This is a genomic window from Nocardioides sp. Soil805, from assembly GCF_001429625.1.
Lineage (GTDB): Bacteria > Actinomycetota > Actinomycetes > Propionibacteriales > Nocardioidaceae > Nocardioides.
This window is the reverse complement of sequence record NZ_LMSU01000003.1, coordinates 479,955-497,498: the sequence shown is the minus strand read 5'-3', so window position 1 is coordinate 497,498 and position 17,544 is coordinate 479,955. Positions and strand designations below refer to the sequence as shown.

Here is a 17,544-nt window from a genome sequence, read left to right as displayed (position 1 = left end):
CGTCGAATCGGCGTGCCGCCGTCTGGACCTTGCCGAATCGGGCCGTGCGCCTCGCGGCGGGTCATATGTACCGATTTGCGGAGTTAGTAAATCTGCGTACACTAACTCTCATGGCTCGCCCCCGCACCGTGTCCGACGACGACTTCGTCCGGGCTGCCGCCACGGTCGCCGCACGCCGGAGCGACGGTTCCTGGTCGCTGACCGAGGTCGCCTCCGAAGTCGGTGTGACGCCGGCGGCCGTCGTCAAGCGGTTCGGTTCGAAGCGCGGACTGCTCGTGGCCGTGGCGACGAAATGGGTCCGCGACCTGCCCGAATACGCCCCGGCGTCGGTCGACGACCCGCTCGGACACGTCCGGGAATGGGCGAGCGAGTGGCTGGCCGCAACGGGCGAGCCGGACCGCACAGTGGGCCACCTGACGCTGCTCCTCGATGAGATCGTCGACGACGACACGCGTTCCTTGCTCGGCCGTGGCCGACAGAGCCAGGCCGCCTACCTGCGGTCCGCGCTGCGGGACGCGCACAACCGCGGCCAGCTGCTTGAAGAACCCCCCGAGGACACAGCGGAGCGCTGGCTAGATGTGCTCGCTGGCGCCGTAATCGCGAGCGCCATCGAAAGGACCGAACAGGCGGCGAGACGTGCGCTCGCCTCCATCGACAACGACATGAACAGATGGAGAGAACAATGACAAAGGCATGGGACGGACTGGTTTACATCGGGACGAGCGTCGACGGCCAAGTGGCTCGACCCGATGGGTCGCTCGACTGGCTGTTGAGCCGCGGCGAGGCCGCGGGCGACGCTGGCTATTCGACGTTCATGGAGCGCGTCGATGTCATCCTCATGGGTCGGGCGACCTACGAGGTGGTCAGCGGCTTCGAACCCTGGCCCTACGCCGAGACGCCCGTCGTGGTCCTCAGCACCACGCTCACCGACGGCCAAGACGACCGGGTGCGTGTCGTCCGCAGCCTTGAGGAAGCATCAGACCTGTTCCACAGCATGAGGGCCGGCGGCGTCTACGTCGACGGCGCGTCGACGATCCAGTCTTGCCTGGCGGCAGGCTGGGTCGACGAGCTCACCATCTCCCAGGTCCCAGTCCTCATCGGCGCGGGCATCCCTCTCTTCCGGATGCTCCCGCACGACGTCGACCTCGTCCTTGAGAGGAGCGTCGTGCTCGGCGGCGGAATGGTTCAGACGACCTACCGCGTGCAGCACAGCTGACGTCTTGCCGCCGGACGTGCTGCGCGACCCCGCCGCGCTCGACGGCGCGGGTGGCGCATGCCGTCGCCCCCTCACCCGCCCCCTCCCCCCTCGAAAGAGCCTTCCAGATGTCGTCGTCCACCGACGTACAGCACACCGACGAGACTGCGCCCAGACTCCGCCATCGGCCGCAAAGTCGCACGCCTTTCGCAGTCAAGTTCCTCGTCGTCTCGACATTCATCGTCATCCTCAACGAGACAGTCATGATCAACGCGATACCACGACTGATGGCGGACTTCGCCATCGCCGAGCGGACCGCGCAGTGGCTCTCGACGATCTTCATGCTCACCATGGCCATCGTCATTCCGGTCACAGGCTGGTTCCTCCAGCGCGTCGGCACGCGAGCGGCGTACGCCACTGCGATGTGGACGTTCACGGCCGGCACCGCTCTGGCCGCCGTCGCCCCGACCTTCGAGATCCTGCTCGTCGGCCGAGTGGTGCAGGCAGCCGGGACGGCGGTCATGACCCCGTTGCTGATGACGACGCTGCTAACGCTCGTGCCGGACGCCGATCGCGGCCGGGTCATGGGTCAGGTCACCCTTGCGATGTCGTGCGCCCCAGCGCTTGGGCCTGCTGTCTCCGGGGTCCTGCTCGAGTTGGGGTCGTGGCGGCTCATCTTCGCCGCAGTCCTGCCTGTTGCTGCGGCGGTCACGGTACTTGGCTCACGCCACCTCGTGGACGTCGGCGAGAAGCAAGCCGGACCGGCGAACTGGGTGAGCGTGGCTCTAGCCGCCGGCGGTTTTGGCGGTCTCGTCCTCGGGCTCAGCCGAGTCGGTGCCGCAACCGTCGTCGAGACGGCGGTCCTGATCGCCACCGGTGCGCTGCTCATCGCGCTCTTCGTGCTCCAGCAGATACGCCTGCAACGCTTGGGCGGCCCGCTGCTCGACCTTCGCACCGTACGTCACCGGTCCTTCGCGGTGTCGCTGGTCCTGATGTCCGCGGGCTTCATGGCCTTCCTCGGGTCCATGATCCTGCTGCCTCTCTATCTGCAGAACCTCCGTGGACTGAGCGAGCTGCAGGCAGGACTCCTCGTCATGCCGGGCGGTCTGGCGATGGGTGCCCTTGGGCCAGTAGTAGGGGGGCTGTACGACCGCCTCGGGGCGCGACCATTGGTCATTCCCGGGTCTCTCGCCATGGTCGCCCTGCTCGCCGCCTTGAGCCGAGTCGACGCCGACACCTCCTACGGCCTTCTGCTCGGCCTGCACGTCGCGCTCATGGCGAGCCTAGCCACGATCTTCACGCCCGTCTTCACGGTCGGCATGGGCGACCTGCCCGCCTCGCTGTACTCCCACGGAAGCTCCCTGCTCGGCGCACTCCAGCAAGTCGCGGGCGCAGTGGGCACGGCGCTTCTCATCGTGATTCTCGACAGCCGATCGGAACAGCTCGCCCAATCCGGCGCACCCCCGACCGAGGCAGTCATCGGCGGCTTGCAGTGGGCGTTTGCCGCGGCCGCAGGCATGGGGACGATCGTGGTGGCTGCAGCGATGCTGCTACCACGTCGGGCAGAACCGCCTGCTGTGGCGAAACCCTAGACGGCATGAGTGAACCGGTCGTCTGACCGGGGTTGCGGGCCGGGCCCTCACTCACAACATTGGTGGGGTTACCGAGCAGGGGCCGCCTGCTCGGCCGCCGCTAACGGGCGTCCATTTTGACGGCGCACCACGAGCAGTGGTGAGCGGCTGCGTCTGCTAATCGGTTCTTGGGAGGCAGTCCGTTCCGTCGCGGCTCCCAGGTAGGCAATGAGGCGTCGGATCCGGCGCTTCCGAGGGCCGGGGTGTACCGCTGGACCTACACGACGGAGCACCACGCGCACCTCCTAGATGAACCACTCATCGAGGAGGAACTGATGGCCGCGTTCAACCGCCCTCGTGCCCATGCAGATGAGGCGCGTGAGGCCCTCCGACACCTCGTCCACGCGATTCGTCACGTCGAGGACCCGACGGAGATCTACTCCGTCCTGGGCGAGCTCACGAGCGGTGTCGCCTCACTGGCGCAGTCGCTGCACCAGATCGCCGAGTTCCATGAGGGCCTTGCCCGCCAGCGCGCGTGGGTGAGAGGCGACACGCGTGCGGGATGCGCCGCCTCGTACCAGGTCGCTTGGGAACTACACCGCGCGGGCGAGATCGTTCATCAGGTGGCGAACGGCCTCGACCGGGCTCATGGGGTCGAGGCGACGATCGCGTACGACGCCCTCGACCTGCTTCATGTCGAAGCAGTACCGCAACAGTTGAACGAACATGGGCCGTCGCTGTGACCAACCGACGCGACGATCATCGCGTGCACTCGACCGTGCTTGTGTCGCCCGGGCGTGAGAAGTTGGCCGACCGCAGACTCCGGAACGCGTCGGCGCGAGCATTGATGGTTGAAGATCGGGAGGCCCGACGCTCGACGGCGAAACAAGTGGCGGCAGAACTCGCTGCTGAGAAGCGCGCCACCGAGCTCCTGCCGCACGCCGGCGAGTCCGGCACAGCCGCGCTCCGGACCCCAGGGCGTTTCCGTATCCCCCGCCACCAGGACACCTCCGCAACTCTCGCGGGCGCCTACCCGTTCCTCGCCGAAGGCGGCCTGGGCAGCGAGGGCGTCTTCGTCGGCCAGGACCTCTACTCCGGAAGCTCATTCGTCTACGACCCGTGGATCCTCTACGCCCGCGGCCTGATCACCGCACCCAATCTCGTTCTCGCCGGCATCGTCGGCTCCGGCAAGTCCTGTCTCGCCAAGAGTCTCTACACCCGGTCGATCCCATTCGGCCGCCGCGTATACGTGCCCGGTGACCCGAAGGGCGAGCACACCGCCGTTGCCGAGGCCGTCGGAGGCCGCGCAATCGCACTGGGCCACGGAATGCCGAACCGCCTGAACCCTCTGGACGAAGGTCACCGCCCGTCCGGCTTCGACGACGCGCAGTGGGCAAGCCAGATCGCCTCGCGGCGGCGCGACCTCATCGGAGCGCTCGCCGAGACGGTCCTGGACCGACGCCTGAGCCCGCTCGAGCACACCGCCGTTGACATCGCGATCGACCGAACGGTCCGTGGGGCCGACGTACCTGTGCTCCCGATGGTCGTCGACCGGCTGCTGGCACCGGACCGAATCGACGATCCCGACGGACGGCTCACCGAAGACGGTCGCCTGGTTGGGCACGCACTGCGGCGGCTCGTGGCGGGCGACCTGGCCGGTCTCTTCGACGGGCCGTCCACGGTTGCCTTCGACCCGAAGCTCCCGATGATCTCCCTCGACCTGTCCCGCGTGACCGAGAACGCCACCCTGATCTCCGTCCTCATGACCTGCGCGTCGGCGTGGATGGAGTCTGCGTTGCTCGACCCCGCAGGCGAGCAGCGCTGGGTCGTGTACGACGAAGCCTGGCGATTGATGTCCCACCCTGCCCTGCTTCGCCGCATGGACGCTCACTGGCGCCTCGCTCGGCACTACGGCATCGCGAACATGTTGATCTTCCACAAACTCACCGACCTCGACAACGTCGGCGATCAAGGCTCGGCGATGCGTGCTCTCGCCTCTTCACTCCTTGCCAATGCGGAGACGCGGATCGTCTACCGCCAGGAGCCTGACCAGCTTGGAGCGACCTCAGCCGCTCTCGGGCTGACCGGAACGGAGCAGTCGCTCATCCCGACCCTTGGCACCGGCCAGGGCCTGTGGCGGATCAAGCACCGCTCCTTCGTCGTACAGCACCAGATGCACCCCGCCGAGCTCGCACTATTCGACACAGCCGGCCGCATGACGGGAGCGCCAGCGTCATGACCACGCGAGTTCGAGCACGAGCCGACCGCGAAACCAGGCTCGACGCCCTACAGGGACAGTTGTCCGAGGCCGTCGCAGCGCTGGTGACCGGCGAGGACTGGAAACGTGCGTTGAGCTTCGCCGCACAGTTCCGTTCGCGGAGCTTCAACAACACGATGCTGATCTACACCCAGCACCTCGCGGCGTACAACGAAGGGCGCGTGCCGAACCCGACACCGACGTACGTCGCGGGGTTCCACCAGTGGCTCTCCCTTGGACGCCATGTCGAGAAGGGTCAGCACGGGTACGGCATCCTCGCGCCGGTCACCGCCAGGTTCGCGTCATCCAGTCCAGCGGATCCGGCATCGTGGCATCCCCTCGGCAGAGGCGAGAAGCCCGGTCCCAGGGAGTCGGTCAAGTCGAAGCTCATCGGCCTGAAGCCCACGCACGTCTGGGACGTCTCACAGACGGCTGGCGATCCTGTGCCCGAGTTGCCCCGCCCGAATCTGCTGCACGGCGAAGCTCCAGCCGGCCTCTGGGACGGTCTCGCCGACCAGATCACCGGGCTTGGGTTCGAGCTTCGACTGGTGTCGTCCGCGGCCGCGATCGGCGGCGCCAATGGACTGACCGACTTCCTCGCCCGCGAGGTCTCGATTCGGATGGACATGGACGACGCCGCCCAGATGAAGACGCTCGCCCACGAGCTCGGACATGTCCTCCTCCACGCTCCTCGCGACAATGTCGTGTCCACGAATCTCGCCACTGACGCGACCTTGCACCGCGGCATCGCGGAGGTCGAAGCGGAGTCGATCGCACTGATGGTTGGAGCGGCTCACGGGCTCGACACCTCGTCGTACACCGTCCCCTACGTCTCGACATGGGCGGCGAGCGTTCCCGGCAAGACGCCGGTCGAGGTCATCCAGTCGACGGCCGAGCGGGTCAGGAACACGGCGCTCAGCGTCCTCGAGGACCTCGACACCCAGAAGGTCGGCGACGGCACCCCGTCGGGTCTCGAACGAGAGGCGATCAGCCGCAGAGCCGGGGTGGCGCCTGCTATCACCGGCACGCGTCACGACGGATCGGTCCTCGGGCTATGAAGGTCCCAGTCGTCCTCGCCACCGTCCGCTTCGACGTCGACTCCGATGGCCGGCTCGAGATCAGCATCGACGGCCAGCCGCACGCCGAAGATCGAAGGTTGTCTCGCGACGACCTTCGCTCGGTCCTCGACGAGATCACTGCGAGCCTCGGCACTGCGGTGCGCGTCGAAGTCCACGAGGCTGACGGCACGACGTACTCGGACATCGAGACTCCCGCGGGAGCTGCGGCTCCGGATGCCATGGAGCCCGAGTCAGAGACAGCAACACCGACACTTGCCGGCGCCGGCTTCCAGCCCGGCGAACAGGTCGCTCTCGCCTACGTCGTGGCACGCCAGGAAGCCGATGCCAATGGCGATGTCGCCATCAACCTCCCACCGGCGCTGTTGACCGCAAAACGCCACGGGCTCATTCTCCTCGGCCTGACCTCGCAGACAGTCGCGCCAGTCGAGGCGCAGGCATGAACCCGAGTCCGCGCAGCGCGAACGACGAGCTCGTCAACCTCGCACTGATGGTCCTGATCGCCCTCTTCGGCTTTGGGCTCGCCCTCGGGGGCGCTGGAGAGGTCGCCGCCTTCCTGGCCGGCCAGCCGGGTCCCCGCGGAGGTGTCGCAGGCGGGCTTCGGGTCCTCACTGACCCCGGGGACCCGGGTACGGCGCTCGGCACACCTGGTCTGTCGGCCTCGCCGTACTGGCTCGTCGTCGCAGCCATGCTCACGCTGATCGGCAGCGCTGCGTGGGTCACCTGGACCGTCGTCGCCCGACTACGCCACCGCACCAAGCATGACCCTCACAAGATCGAGGGCATCGCCACCCGACGAGACATCGACCTTGCTGCGTCGAAGCGAGCGCTCGTACGCCGAGGCGAGTCCCTCCGGCCCTCGATCAGCCGCCCGCAGGCGGAGGACGTCGGCTACCTGCTCGGGCGCAGCTGCGGTCGGGAGATCTGGGCCTCGGTCGAGGACTCGATTCTGGTCATCGGACCGCCTCGGTCCGGCAAGGGCTTGCACCTCCTTATCAACGCGATCCTCGACGCCCCTGGTGCCGTCGTCACGACATCCACCCGGCCGGACAACGTCGTGGCCACCATTGCGGCCCGTAAGGAACGCGGACCTGTGGCGGTTTTCGACCCGCAGCACCTGACCGCAGTACTCCCGCACGTCGATGGGAGCGGCGTTCGCTGGTCCCCAATCCGAGGCTGCGAGCAACCTCTCACCGCGATGATCCGAGCAGCCGGCTTGGCATCGACGACCGGGCTCTCGTCCGGCGGGGTGGAGTCAGGTGGCTTCTGGGAGGGCAAGGCCCGGTCAGCACTCCAGTCGCTGCTCCACGCGGCCGCGATCGAACGTCTACCCACCCGGACACTCTTCGAGTGGTCCCTGTCGCCCTCTGCTGCGGCCGACGCGGTCGGCATCCTTGCCAGCCGACCCCAAGCCGCGCCAGGTTGGGCGGACGCTCTCGACGGGATGATCAATGCCGACCCGCGCACCCGAGACTCGATCTGGATGGCGGTAAGCCAAGCTCTCGCGTGCCTGGCGGATCCGGCCGTCCTCGAGGCCGTCAGTCCCGATCCGGGCGACGCCTTCGATCCTCACGACTTCCTTGTGGAGAACGGCACGCTGTACTTGCTCGCCACCGGCGCAGGTGCTGGCGCTTCGTGGCCCCTCGTGGCGGCCTTCATGGAGGACCTCACCGAAGTCGCTCGGCACCTCGCGGCGGGCTCCACCGGCGCTCGGCTCGATCCCCCGCTCCTGCTAGCGCTCGACGAGATCGGAAACCTCGCGCCGCTCCCCTCCCTGCCGGTTCTTATGGCTGAGGGCGGTGGCACCGGCATCACGACGATGCCAGTCCTCCAGTCGCTCTCGCAGGCGCGGAGCAAGTGGGGTGACCACGCCGCCAGCACGATCTGGGACGCCTCGATCGTCAAGGTCATCCTTGGCGGAGCATCGGCGTCCAAGGACCTCCAGGAGCTCTCTGTGCTGATCGGAGAGCGGGACGAACGTTCAGACACCGTGACGATCAGCGACTACGGCGGCCGCTCTCTCCAACGGTCGAACCGGCGCGCGGCGGTCATGCCGCCCGAGCGCATCCGCACGCTCCCCTTCGGTATTGCCCTGATCCTGCTCCGGAGCGCCCCGCCCATCGTGACGGGACTCCGCAGGTGGACAAGCCGGCAGTGAGCCAGCTGTCCGGCACCAACCGCCGCCAATCGGCGCCAAGCGGTTTCCGGATCTGTCGAGATGCGGAGTCGTCGCCGACAGTTGTGGCGCGGTCAACGCGCACTCGCGCCGACCATTACTGAGGCCACTGAGTGTGCCTGCGCGACGTCTGCGCGGTCATCGCGCCGGACGCCCAGCCGGGCGCAGAGGATGCCGGGGGCACGCGGCCTGTTCAGAACGTGAAGTGTCCGTGGCCGTCCACCAGGTCGACTTCGTGCAGGAGTTCACCGGTTTGTTTGCATCTGCCGTTTGCCTTGCGGGGGAAGACTCCGAACGCACGCACCGTGCCTTTGAACGTTCCTGAGGAGTTCCGGAAGATTCCTGTGCCGCCAGTGATCTGGTTGGTTTGTTGGACCCAGGCGCTCAGCCGGCACGTTGTGGGGTTGAGGTGAAACTTCACGTCGTTGTTGGTGCTGAGCAGGTGCATGGTTCCGTCGGCGAAGACCAGGTTGTCTCGGTTGACGTTGTCGGGGTCGCCGGGTCTGGCTCCCGTCTCGATGATGCGGCCGACGCCATCGAATGCTCCGTGAAAGGCGATGCGGGTGATGTCGATGCTGCCGTTCGTCTTCACGAGGAACCCGTTGAACGACTCCGGGCCGGTGGCTTCATGTCCTGAAGCAGCGGCGGCCCCGGTGCTCAGCAGGGCGACGGTTGCGGTTGCCGCGGTGAGGGTCTTCAGGGTTCGTCCAAACATGTCTCTTCCCGTCGACAAGGGCACGACACTGTTGGCACGAGCGGTGGTGCTGCCTCCATACAACGCCTCGGACGACGCGTTGTACACGCCATATATCGGGGAAGTGCGGGACCGGGGTGGGGTCACGACGAGGGCCGCATCGGCTACATCGTCGATCCGCCGGCTGTGGCGGGACAGGCCTCGGGACCGCCACTGCCTGTGCGCTCGCTCCTGCGAGCGCCCTTCGACGGCCTCGGATTGCGCCCGGTGACAGGGGACTCGAAATGCCGAAAACGTGGCCTCCGTTGGTTGGCTCGAGCACGCGGGGACGCGCCGGGCGCGCATCGGGCGCAAGGCGTTGTGGCAGCTAGAACCTGGGTGGTTGGACGGAGTGGGGTACGCGCTGCTCGACGAAGAGTGGGACGCGCGGTCCTGACAGATCCCGGGCGCCTCATATCCGCACGTGCCGCGAGTAGGTCGCCCGAGCAGGTGCGTTAATCCGCCGCCTATCGGCGCCCTGAGAAACATCCGAATGTGCCGATGAGCGCACCAAGCGCCTTTCGCATTCACGGTCGGGAGCGTACGGTCAGATTGGCTCCCGGTCCGTGTGACCGTCGTCGAGGACTCGGCTCTTGATGGCTCGGAGGAGACGCCCGCTCGGGTGTTTCGTCGTCGCCCGCCATCCCCAGAGAGAGCACAACATGGCCAAGTACATGATCAAAGCTTCGTACTCGCCCGAAGGCATCAAAGGCGTCATGGCGAAGGGTGGCTCCGCTCGCGCGGAGGCCATCGAGAAGTTGGCCTCTGGCGTAGGCGGCTCCGTAGAAAGTGTCTACTTTTCGTTCGGTTCTGATGACCTGTTCGCCATCATCGATGCGCCGAGTCATGAGGCGATGGCAGCCATCGCCGGCACCGTCTGCCAGACCGGTGCGCTCAGCAAGTACGAGACCGTCATTCTGTTGACACCCGCCCAGATTGACGAGGCAGCGAACATGACGATCGACTACACGCCGCCGGGAAGTTGACCTCCAGGGCGAACGTGCGGCGAGTCCCCGACGCCGCCTCGCCGGTCTCGCGGTCGTAGACAGCTTGGGCGCCGCTGGCGTAGGTGCCGTAGGTACCGTGCAGGGCGACGTCCTCGCGCGCAGTCACATGCCGCGATGAGTGCGTCGTTCCGCCGCCTGTCGGCGCGCGCCCGCACATCGGGATCTGCCGAGAGGAGTGCGCCATCGCGCTGGTCGGTTGACGCCCCTCCACCGGAGGCTTCGCCGGTGGGGTCTTGCGGGACGAGATCGGGTCGAGCGGGTGGATGACCAGCGGTGTCCCCGCAGGAGGTTCCGCTTTCGGTGACCCGGAACCTGCAGAATCCCAGGGCGAGGAGTGCGTTGGGTCGGCAGCTCAGCGATCTTTGGGGGACAGAATGTTCGGGCTTGACCCTCGAGCAGGTTGAGACGGGAGGTTCACCTCATGGAGAACGAAATGCTGGGCATCGGCCGGCTGGCGTCACTGAGCGGGCTGCCTGTCAGCGCGCTTCGTTTCTACGACGGTGCTGAGGTGTTGCAGCCGGCCAGGGTCGATCCGGCTTCCGGATACCGGTTCTACCAACCGAGCCAGGTGGTTCAGGCACGGCTGGTCGCGCATCTGCGCCGGGTCGGGCTAGCGCTGGACGACATCCGGAGGGTCCTGGCCGAACCGGGTCACGCCACATCGATCCTGGCCACCCACCTCAGCCGGCTGGAAGCAGGTCTGGCTGATGCCCGCAGAGAGATCTCCATCGTTCATCAACTACTCGACAACCCGGAGATCACCATGACCCGCTGCACCCTGCCCGCCGCTGAACTGAAACGAGCCCTCAGCGAGGTTCGATACGCGATGAGTAGCGACCCGAGCCAGCCGGCGCTGAACGGAGTCTTCCTCGACAGCGAGCCCGACCGGTTACGTGTGGTTGCGACCGACCGTTACCGACTGGTCACCAGCACCGTGCCTACGACGGAGCCGTACGAGCTCCATTGTCTGCTGCCCACGGCGGCAGTCGATGAACTGCTCGCCGCTGATCAGACCGGCACACTCGACGTCATCGTGGCCGACGGCACGATCACCGTGTCCGGCGAGAGCGTCACCGTCCGGGCACGGGTGCCGGACGTGGACTTCCCGCCCTACCGCAGCTGGCTCGGCCTGGGTCGGCGCGAAGTCCCCGTAGACGCGGTGGCGTTGCGGGCGGCACTCGACGCCGGCACGACCGAAACCTTGACCCGGGACGACGACGGCGTCGCCTATCAGGTCAGTCGGCTGAGTGTCACCGCCCGCGGAGCAGACGTCGGCGCATCCGAAGATCCTGATGCACTGGTGATCGGGGTGAACCGCGAGTTCCTGCTACAGGCGCTCGAGGCAGGTGAACAACTGACCCTCGGGCTGGACGACCCGATCGCGCCACTGGCGATCCGCAACCCCGAACATGACGGCGCACTCTCCATCCTGATGCCGGTCCGTCTGGACCAGCCGGCCTGACCAGGGCTCCACGTCTACTGGGCATCCCGGCGCGGACGCGTTGGGCGGCGACCGCCCAACGCGTCGCATGCAACGGATCTACTCCGCCAGCCGATTGCCTTTCGGAACATCCGGATCTGCCGCGACCCGAGTTTCCGCTCATGCCGATGAGCGGTTGCGCCAGGGTGCTTTCGAGATGTGTTAGGACCCAGACCGGCGGGACGGATCCCGCTGGGGTGTGGGCGGTTGATACACCCTCTTTTTCCAAGACCAGCGCATGGGAGACATGCATCCATGACTTTCGAGTACCAGATCTTCGTCGACGGTGACGTCGGTCCCTGCGGGGCGATCCTGCGGCAGGTCGAGTCCGGAATGCTGCGCACCCGTACGGTCTTCAAGATGGGCGACGACGCTCCTGTCTACTTCGTCGACCATCTCGTTGAATACAGCGGCGGCGTCCACCAGTGGACCCGGTTCACCTACGAGTGCCCCACCGCCGAGATCACCCGCCACGAAGGTAACCGTGCCGCCGACGGCAGCGTGCACATCGACAAGGAACCGGCACCCGCACTGGACGGCGCTCTTCCCGCGTACGCCGAGCACCTAGTGCTGACCCACCTTCTGACCAGCGGCGGTCCCGGTGCGGCGTACACCCAGTTCGCGGAGGGCGCCCCACAAGACGGCACGGAGTCGGTGGAGATACGCCGTGACGGACGGGAGCCGACCGAACTGGCAGACGGAACCACGGTCGAGGCCGACCGGATCGTCGTCTTGATCGACGACCAGCCGACCAACACGCACTGGTCCGCGGACGGCGAGGTGGTCAAGTCTGACTGGTGCGGCGCCCAGTCCTTCTCGGCCCCGACCATCGAGTTGCTACTCACCGGCCAGCCGGCCCTCGACGATGAGGTAGCGGCTCGGATCCGCGAGTTTGCTGCAGGCGACTCTGGCAACGGGTAAGAGTGGAGCCGCCAAGCTTCTGGCCCGTTCCATTGCGCGCGACGCGTGTCGTCGGCAAACGCTCATCTGCCGCGACGAGCGCACGCATTCTCTCGTTCGGCGATGCGCACTAGCCTCAGTTCGTGTCCCAGAAGTCAGATCGTCAGCAAGCTCGCGAGGCGGTGGCGGCCTACCACGAGGCGGAGCTCGCCGAGCTCGTCGCGCGCGTAGCCGAGGCGATTGACCGTTTCCGAAGCGGCGAACTCAAGGCGTTCGACGTCGACGAGGTCTTGTTCCATTACTCACGTGCCGCGAAAGAACTCTGGAAGTTCTGCAACATCGGCAATGTCCAGGTGACCGCGGGCCAACTGCACGGAGCTCCGCCGGTCGACTGGTGGGACCGCGGGACGCCGAGAGGCGCAAGACGTCCCGTCGATGGAGTACCGACCAGCGAACTTGAGTGACAGCCAGGCGGCCGAACGTGCGACATTCCGCCGCGCTGGCCGCGATGGAACCTGCTGACGCGGCCAGCGCACCTATCTCCTGAGCGCGGCGCAACGGGCGCAGCCGGAATCGGGAGCCAGGATGTCCATCCCCACCCAAATGAGCCTCGTGGGCTTCATCGCCTCCGCACCCGAATTGCACTTCACCCGGGCCGGCGCCGAATACTGCCGCATGCGCGTCGGCATCGAGCAGTGGCGCAAGGAGGTCGACGGCAGCTTCACGAAGCTCGACCCGACCTTCCACGACATGGTCACCTTCGAGAGCACTGCCCGCGAGACCTACGCCCGCTTCCGCAAGGGCGACTCGTTCGTGGCCAGTGGCTACGTTCACGAGTTCGAGATCGACGGCCGCCAGGGCAGCGTCATCAAGGATGAGTTCGTCGCCCGCAAGATCGGCCACAACGTCAACAAGACCGACTACGTCGTCCAACGCGGCCGGCACGCTGCTGACCGGTCCCTGACAGCTGTCCCCCAGCCGCCCGCCGTCGGCCTCTGAACGACTCGCGGCAATGACTCCATATCCGGAAGAAGCCGACGACCCTGACGGCTACCCCAGCGTGAGCGATCTCCTGGAACGACCGCCGGTTCCGATCAACTGGAACCTGCTGGACGCGGAGCAGGCCGAGATCGAGTGGCGCGACCTTGACCAGTGGGTCAGGTGGCTCAAGAGCACGTTCGGGCTCCCACCCAACATCGTGCCGCCGTACTGGCATCGGCACGACGAACTCGTCTGGGAACTCTCGGCACTGCACTGCCATTGGCTCAGTTGCTATCACGATTCGGCGTCGCCGTCGGCACCCATCAACTGGATGCGAGAGTTCGCCGAAGCTCGCAGCAGGCTGCGGGACTGGGTCTCGATCTGCGGCACTCGACTCGACCGCGACCGCCCGACTCGGCAGACCACCTGGCCCGGCGAGCTCGGGACTGACGCCGGCGGAGAAATCGAGATCCGCGACCGGAACAAGGACTTCGCCGGCTTCGTCCGCCAAGACGTTCTGCGGCGTCGCCGGATTGAGGCAATCGCGAACCAGCAACTCATGGGGTGACCGGATCCGTGCCGTGGCCGAGTTGCACGACCTTTTCGTCCACAGCATCCGCTCCGCCGAACGCCCGTCTGCGATCACCGGCGCACGGTCGACACCCGACCCCCGAAGGAGGGAACATGCTTCTCCCCCACGCACAGACCCTCGCGCAAGCCAGGTCGTACGTCGCCGCCCTCGCCGACCGGGCACTGACCATCGATGCGTCGTCTGCGTACGAGCGGGTGCTGCTGGAACTCGACCGCGTCCACGGCGACGACTGCCCGGCACTCGACACTGAGGACCTTTCAGACGATCGCGACATCCTGCTTGCCGTCGCGAACAACGCCGTGGGGCAGCTCGAGAACTGCGGAGTCGACCCCCTGTCGGTCGAACTCCTCTTGGCGATGCTCATCGACGCGCACGATCTGGACGTTGGGTGATGTACGGCGAGGACGGCGCCCAGATGCGCACGGAGCTGGCAGCGCTGCTGCGCCAGCACCGGGTGATGCACCGCCTCGCCGCAGACTCGTCCGCCGAGCGGGCCGAAGTCGGGCAACAGATCCTTCGCTTCAGGCGCACGCTCGTCGTCTGGTGCGCGCAAGCCATCCGTGTGGCACAGCCGCTCACGTTCCCGAACATCCCGCCCAGACCCGCAGACCCCTTCCGCGCGACGAACGAGCGTGGCGCGGCACTGAGTGAGCTGGCCCGCGCCCTGGAGCTCGCTCGCGATCAGGCAACTACGCCGGCCGCATCCAGCACGGAGATCGCGACGCCGAGCTTGCACGACGCCGTCGAGCACTGGCGCCTGGCGGCACAGGCCGCGGCACTCGCCGAGCACGACACCGCTCCCGATCTGGCCGTCCACCTCACGGCAGCCCAGGCTCGAACCATCGCAGGTGACGTCGCGGCGATCAGCCAAGCGCTGGTTGTGCTCGATCGCCGCTATCGGAACACGCCCGACTGGGAGTCGCTCGCGGGCTGCAACCGACTCGGCTGGGCGGCACTCGCAACGGCGCTCGACGTGAGTCTCGGGCAGCCCGACTACAGCGTCGACCAGACCGGCTGGCGCCCGCGGGTCAAGCCGATCCGCGGACCGGGCAAGCCGGGAGTCCTCGGAGTGCTCCAGGCCGAGCACAATCTCCTGGTTCGACTGAAATCGTTCCCGAACGCCATGAACCTGCGCCTGATCGTCGACTCTCAGCGCCTGCTCACCTCGCAACTCATTCCGTTCGCCGAGCGTGTCGATCCCCATCTGGCCGAGAAATGGCGAGCCCGCACCGCGACGTACTCGCGGATCCAGCGAGAGCTCCGCAACGTCGAGGGAAGACTCGGCAATGGCGCCGGCGCCACAGCAGAGGCCGCGAACGCGGTCAGCCGAATGAAGGCGTTGCCGTCCGCCACCGTGATCGAGCCGCGGATGCTCGGCGGCTTCAACACCCTCTTCCGCCGCATCGACGAACGCATCAGCGATGTCCTCGAAACCGGTGTCGAGCGCGGCGCGTTCGTCCAGCGCGTGACCGTCCCTCGACTGGTGAACTGCGAGGGGCGGCTGGTCCATCCGGTTCGCGAGCGCTTCGTGCCCGTCGGCCGCGCGGCCGACCTGGACGTCATCAGAACCGCACGTGAGCAGCTGCGGCCTCAGGCCGAGCGTGCCGCGGCGTCGCCAGACGCGAGCCGGGCCGATCTCCATGCCGCCCTAATCCACCGTCCACCCGAGAAGGGAACGCAGTCCGATGTCCCCGGTCTCTAGTGCGCAGGCGTCCGTTCCCCGGCCCAGGCAAGAGATGAACGGCGGGAAGATGCAGAGTCACTCTTCGTGCTGAGGACGCCACTCGGGCGGGTACGGCGATGAGCTTGCGGCGGATGGTCTCAGTGGCGGCCCTGGCGAGTCCGCAGCCGGTGGTGGCGCGCCGGCACGGGTCAGGGTGAACGCGTCACTGCCAGCACGAGCCAGGCTCCGTTCGTAGCGAGCGTGCCCGGGGGCACGTCTTGCGCCAGCGCGGAACTCTCGAGGTCGGCGTGGATCTGCTCGATGATCGGGTGCCCGCGGGGGGTCTTGTCCGGCGTCACCGTGGCCGCGGGGCCCGCGTGGAAACCCCCGATGTCGAACAGCGCCTCTTGACCGCTCTTGTGGCCTGGTTTGAGGTCGGGGATCCGGCGGACCACGACGCGGCGTGGCCATGCAACGTTTCATGCAACGGAGTGCCCGGAATCTCAGTGCATCCAGATGCTCGCGGATGCGGTCACAATCGGTCGATCAGCACGCTGACCTGCGGTAACGTGAACCTCAACGCTTCTCGATGCCCGTGAATCCTGGGTCTACGTCGTCCATGTCCCAGAGGACTGCTGCGGGGAGTGCGTTCACGGTCGTCGAGGCTATCCGTGGGACCGGGGCACCCCTGCATCGTCGGCATCCAGCCAGCACACGCGCCGCTCGCCCTTCACCCGACACCGCCGTCCGCATCACCCTTCGTTCACCGCCCGACGCGAGCGTGAGGACATGCGCATCGCCATCGTCACCGAGTCCTTCCTGCCCCAGGTCAACGGTGTGACCAACACGGTCCGGCACACGGTCGACCGCCTGGTCGACCGCGGCCACGAGGCCCTCGTCATCGCTCCCGGGCCCGGCCCCCGGGAGTACCGCGGGGCACCGGTGGTCCGGGTCCGCTCCGTGGGCCTCCCCGGCTACCGCTCGTTCTCGGTCGGCCTCCCCGACGCTCTCCTCCAGCGGACGCTGGAGATCTACCGGCCCGACGTAGTGCACCTCGCCTCACCGTTCGCCCTGGGTGCGGTCGGGATGCGCGCGGCCAACCGGCTGGGCCTGCCGACCCTGGCCGTCTACCAGACCGACATCGCCGGCTTCGCCCGTCAGTACGGCATCCGCGCGGACGCGGCCATCTCCCGCTGGGTGGGCCGGATCCACCGCCGTGCGGACCGGACGCTCGTGCCCTCCACCGCCGCCCACGACCAGCTCGCCGCACTCGGGGTCCCCGACCTGCACCTGTGGCGGCGTGGGATCGCCCTCGACCTCTTCTCACCGCGCCGGCGCAGCGAGGACCTGCGCCGGACCTGGACGTCCGGGGATCCGGACGCCCTCGTCGTCGGGTACGTCGGCCGCCTGGCTCCCGAGAAGCAGGTACGACGGCTCGTCGAGGTCGCCGCCACACCGGGGACGCGCCTGGTCGTGGTCGGCGACGGACCCGCGCGCGGGTGGCTGGAGCGGCACCTCCCGCACGCGACCTTCACCGGGATGCTGCGCGGCGACGAGCTCGCCCGTGCCTTCGCCTCCCTGGACGCGTTCGTGCACACCGGCGAGTCCGAGACCTTCTGCCAGACCGTCCAGGAGGCCCAGGCCAGTGGCGTCCCCGTCCTCGCGCCCGCGGTCGGCGGACCCGTGGACCTGGTGGCCCCCGGACGGACCGGCCTCCTCTACGACCCCACCGACCCCGGTGCCCTGCGTCGTGGTGTCGAGACGCTCGTCCGTGACGACGGCCTGCGGGCGCGGATGGCCGCCGACGCGGTCCGCACGGTCGCCGGTCGCAGCTGGGAGGCGGTCGTCGACCAGCTGGTCGATCAGCACTACGCCGCCCTGGTGCGGCGCTCCGACGGAGCGGCGGCCTGACC

At 67.5% G+C, this 17,544-nt stretch carries 18 protein-coding genes and 1 pseudogene; 17 read left to right on the top strand and 2 right to left on the bottom strand.

The window, feature by feature from the left end; genetic code table 11:
- The first annotated feature begins 110 nt into the window (after nt 1–110).
- The 8 genes from ASG94_RS17280 (at nt 111) to ASG94_RS17245 (ending at nt 8,257) form a co-directional block, all read left to right on the top strand.
- Nucleotides 111–686 carry a TetR/AcrR family transcriptional regulator gene (locus tag ASG94_RS17280; protein ID WP_056927692.1) on the top strand — a complete coding sequence of 192 codons (576 nt, stop codon included), beginning with the start codon at nt 111–113 and terminating at the stop codon, nt 684–686.
- Nucleotides 671–1,216: a dihydrofolate reductase family protein gene (locus ASG94_RS17275; protein ID WP_200958162.1), complete on the top strand. Its 546-nt coding sequence runs from the start codon at nt 671–673 to the stop codon at nt 1,214–1,216. The genes ASG94_RS17280 and ASG94_RS17275 overlap by 16 nt, the downstream gene beginning before the upstream one ends.
- Nucleotides 1,217–1,323: 107 nt before the next feature.
- Complete coding sequence (locus tag ASG94_RS17270; RefSeq protein ID WP_056927758.1) at nt 1,324–2,787, top strand: DHA2 family efflux MFS transporter permease subunit; 1,464 nt, start codon at nt 1,324–1,326, stop codon at nt 2,785–2,787.
- Nucleotides 2,788–3,101: 314 nt separating this feature from the next.
- Nucleotides 3,102–3,509, top strand: a complete 408-nt coding sequence (locus ASG94_RS17265; protein WP_156411653.1) for a hypothetical protein — start codon at nt 3,102–3,104, stop codon at nt 3,507–3,509.
- Nucleotides 3,510–3,532: 23 nt separating this feature from the next.
- Nucleotides 3,533–5,005, top strand: coding sequence for an ATP-binding protein (locus ASG94_RS17260; RefSeq protein WP_056927689.1), 1,473 nt, complete (start codon nt 3,533–3,535; stop codon nt 5,003–5,005).
- Entirely contained in the window at nt 5,002–6,081 is a 1,080-nt protein-coding gene (locus ASG94_RS17255) for an ArdC-like ssDNA-binding domain-containing protein (protein ID WP_056927688.1), read from the top strand. Before ASG94_RS17260 ends, ASG94_RS17255 begins: the two co-directional genes overlap by 4 nt.
- Nucleotides 6,078–6,542, top strand: a complete 465-nt coding sequence (locus ASG94_RS17250; RefSeq protein WP_056927687.1) for a hypothetical protein — start codon at nt 6,078–6,080, stop codon at nt 6,540–6,542. The genes ASG94_RS17255 and ASG94_RS17250 overlap by 4 nt, the downstream gene beginning before the upstream one ends.
- Nucleotides 6,539–8,257, top strand: coding sequence for a type IV secretory system conjugative DNA transfer family protein (locus tag ASG94_RS17245; RefSeq protein WP_082624283.1), 1,719 nt, complete (start codon nt 6,539–6,541; stop codon nt 8,255–8,257). The genes ASG94_RS17250 and ASG94_RS17245 overlap by 4 nt, the downstream gene beginning before the upstream one ends.
- A 211-nt stretch (nt 8,258–8,468) precedes the next feature.
- Here the strand turns inward: ASG94_RS17245 and ASG94_RS17240 are convergent, their stop codons facing one another.
- The gene (locus ASG94_RS17240; RefSeq protein WP_156411652.1) at nt 8,469–9,077 is read right to left on the bottom strand and encodes a hypothetical protein; all 609 of its coding nucleotides are present in this window, start codon (nt 9,075–9,077) and stop codon (nt 8,469–8,471) included.
- 593 nt (nt 9,078–9,670) lie between these two features.
- On the opposite strand from ASG94_RS17240, the gene ASG94_RS17235 reads away from it, so the two are divergent.
- From ASG94_RS17235 to ASG94_RS17205, 8 genes are all read left to right on the top strand, one after another.
- Entirely contained in the window at nt 9,671–9,994 is a 324-nt protein-coding gene (locus ASG94_RS17235; protein WP_200958161.1) for a GYD domain-containing protein, read from the top strand.
- 442 nt (nt 9,995–10,436) lie between these two features.
- A complete protein-coding gene (locus tag ASG94_RS17230) occupies nt 10,437–11,477 on the top strand; it encodes a DNA polymerase III subunit beta family protein (RefSeq protein WP_056927684.1) in 1,041 nt (346 codons plus the stop codon).
- Between the two features lie 273 nt (nt 11,478–11,750).
- A complete protein-coding gene (locus ASG94_RS17225; protein WP_056927683.1) occupies nt 11,751–12,416 on the top strand; it encodes a hypothetical protein in 666 nt (221 codons plus the stop codon).
- Nucleotides 12,417–12,538: 122 nt separating this feature from the next.
- Nucleotides 12,539–12,859, top strand: coding sequence for a hypothetical protein (locus ASG94_RS21410; RefSeq protein ID WP_082624282.1), 321 nt, complete (start codon nt 12,539–12,541; stop codon nt 12,857–12,859).
- A gap of 121 nt (nt 12,860–12,980) precedes the next feature.
- Complete coding sequence (locus ASG94_RS17220; RefSeq protein ID WP_056927682.1) at nt 12,981–13,394, top strand: single-stranded DNA-binding protein; 414 nt, start codon at nt 12,981–12,983, stop codon at nt 13,392–13,394.
- A 61-nt stretch (nt 13,395–13,455) separates the two neighbouring features.
- Nucleotides 13,456–13,944 carry a hypothetical protein gene (locus ASG94_RS17215; protein WP_235537309.1) on the top strand — a complete coding sequence of 163 codons (489 nt, stop codon included), beginning with the start codon at nt 13,456–13,458 and terminating at the stop codon, nt 13,942–13,944.
- A 116-nt stretch (nt 13,945–14,060) separates the two neighbouring features.
- Nucleotides 14,061–14,360, top strand: a complete 300-nt coding sequence (locus ASG94_RS17210; protein ID WP_056927680.1) for a hypothetical protein — start codon at nt 14,061–14,063, stop codon at nt 14,358–14,360.
- Complete coding sequence (locus ASG94_RS17205) at nt 14,360–15,670, top strand: hypothetical protein (protein ID WP_156411651.1); 1,311 nt, start codon at nt 14,360–14,362, stop codon at nt 15,668–15,670. Before ASG94_RS17210 ends, ASG94_RS17205 begins: the two co-directional genes overlap by 1 nt.
- 43 nt (nt 15,671–15,713) lie before the next feature.
- On the opposite strand, the pseudogene ASG94_RS22465 reads toward ASG94_RS17205, so the two are convergent.
- Nucleotides 15,714–16,098: pseudogene (locus ASG94_RS22465) on the bottom strand (IS1380 family transposase); the annotation flags it as partial.
- A 322-nt stretch (nt 16,099–16,420) separates the two neighbouring features.
- Between ASG94_RS22465 and ASG94_RS17195 the strand changes: the two are divergent.
- Nucleotides 16,421–17,542: a glycosyltransferase family 4 protein gene (locus ASG94_RS17195; protein WP_056927677.1), complete on the top strand. Its 1,122-nt coding sequence runs from the start codon at nt 16,421–16,423 to the stop codon at nt 17,540–17,542.
- The last annotated feature ends 2 nt before the right edge of the window (nt 17,543–17,544 follow it).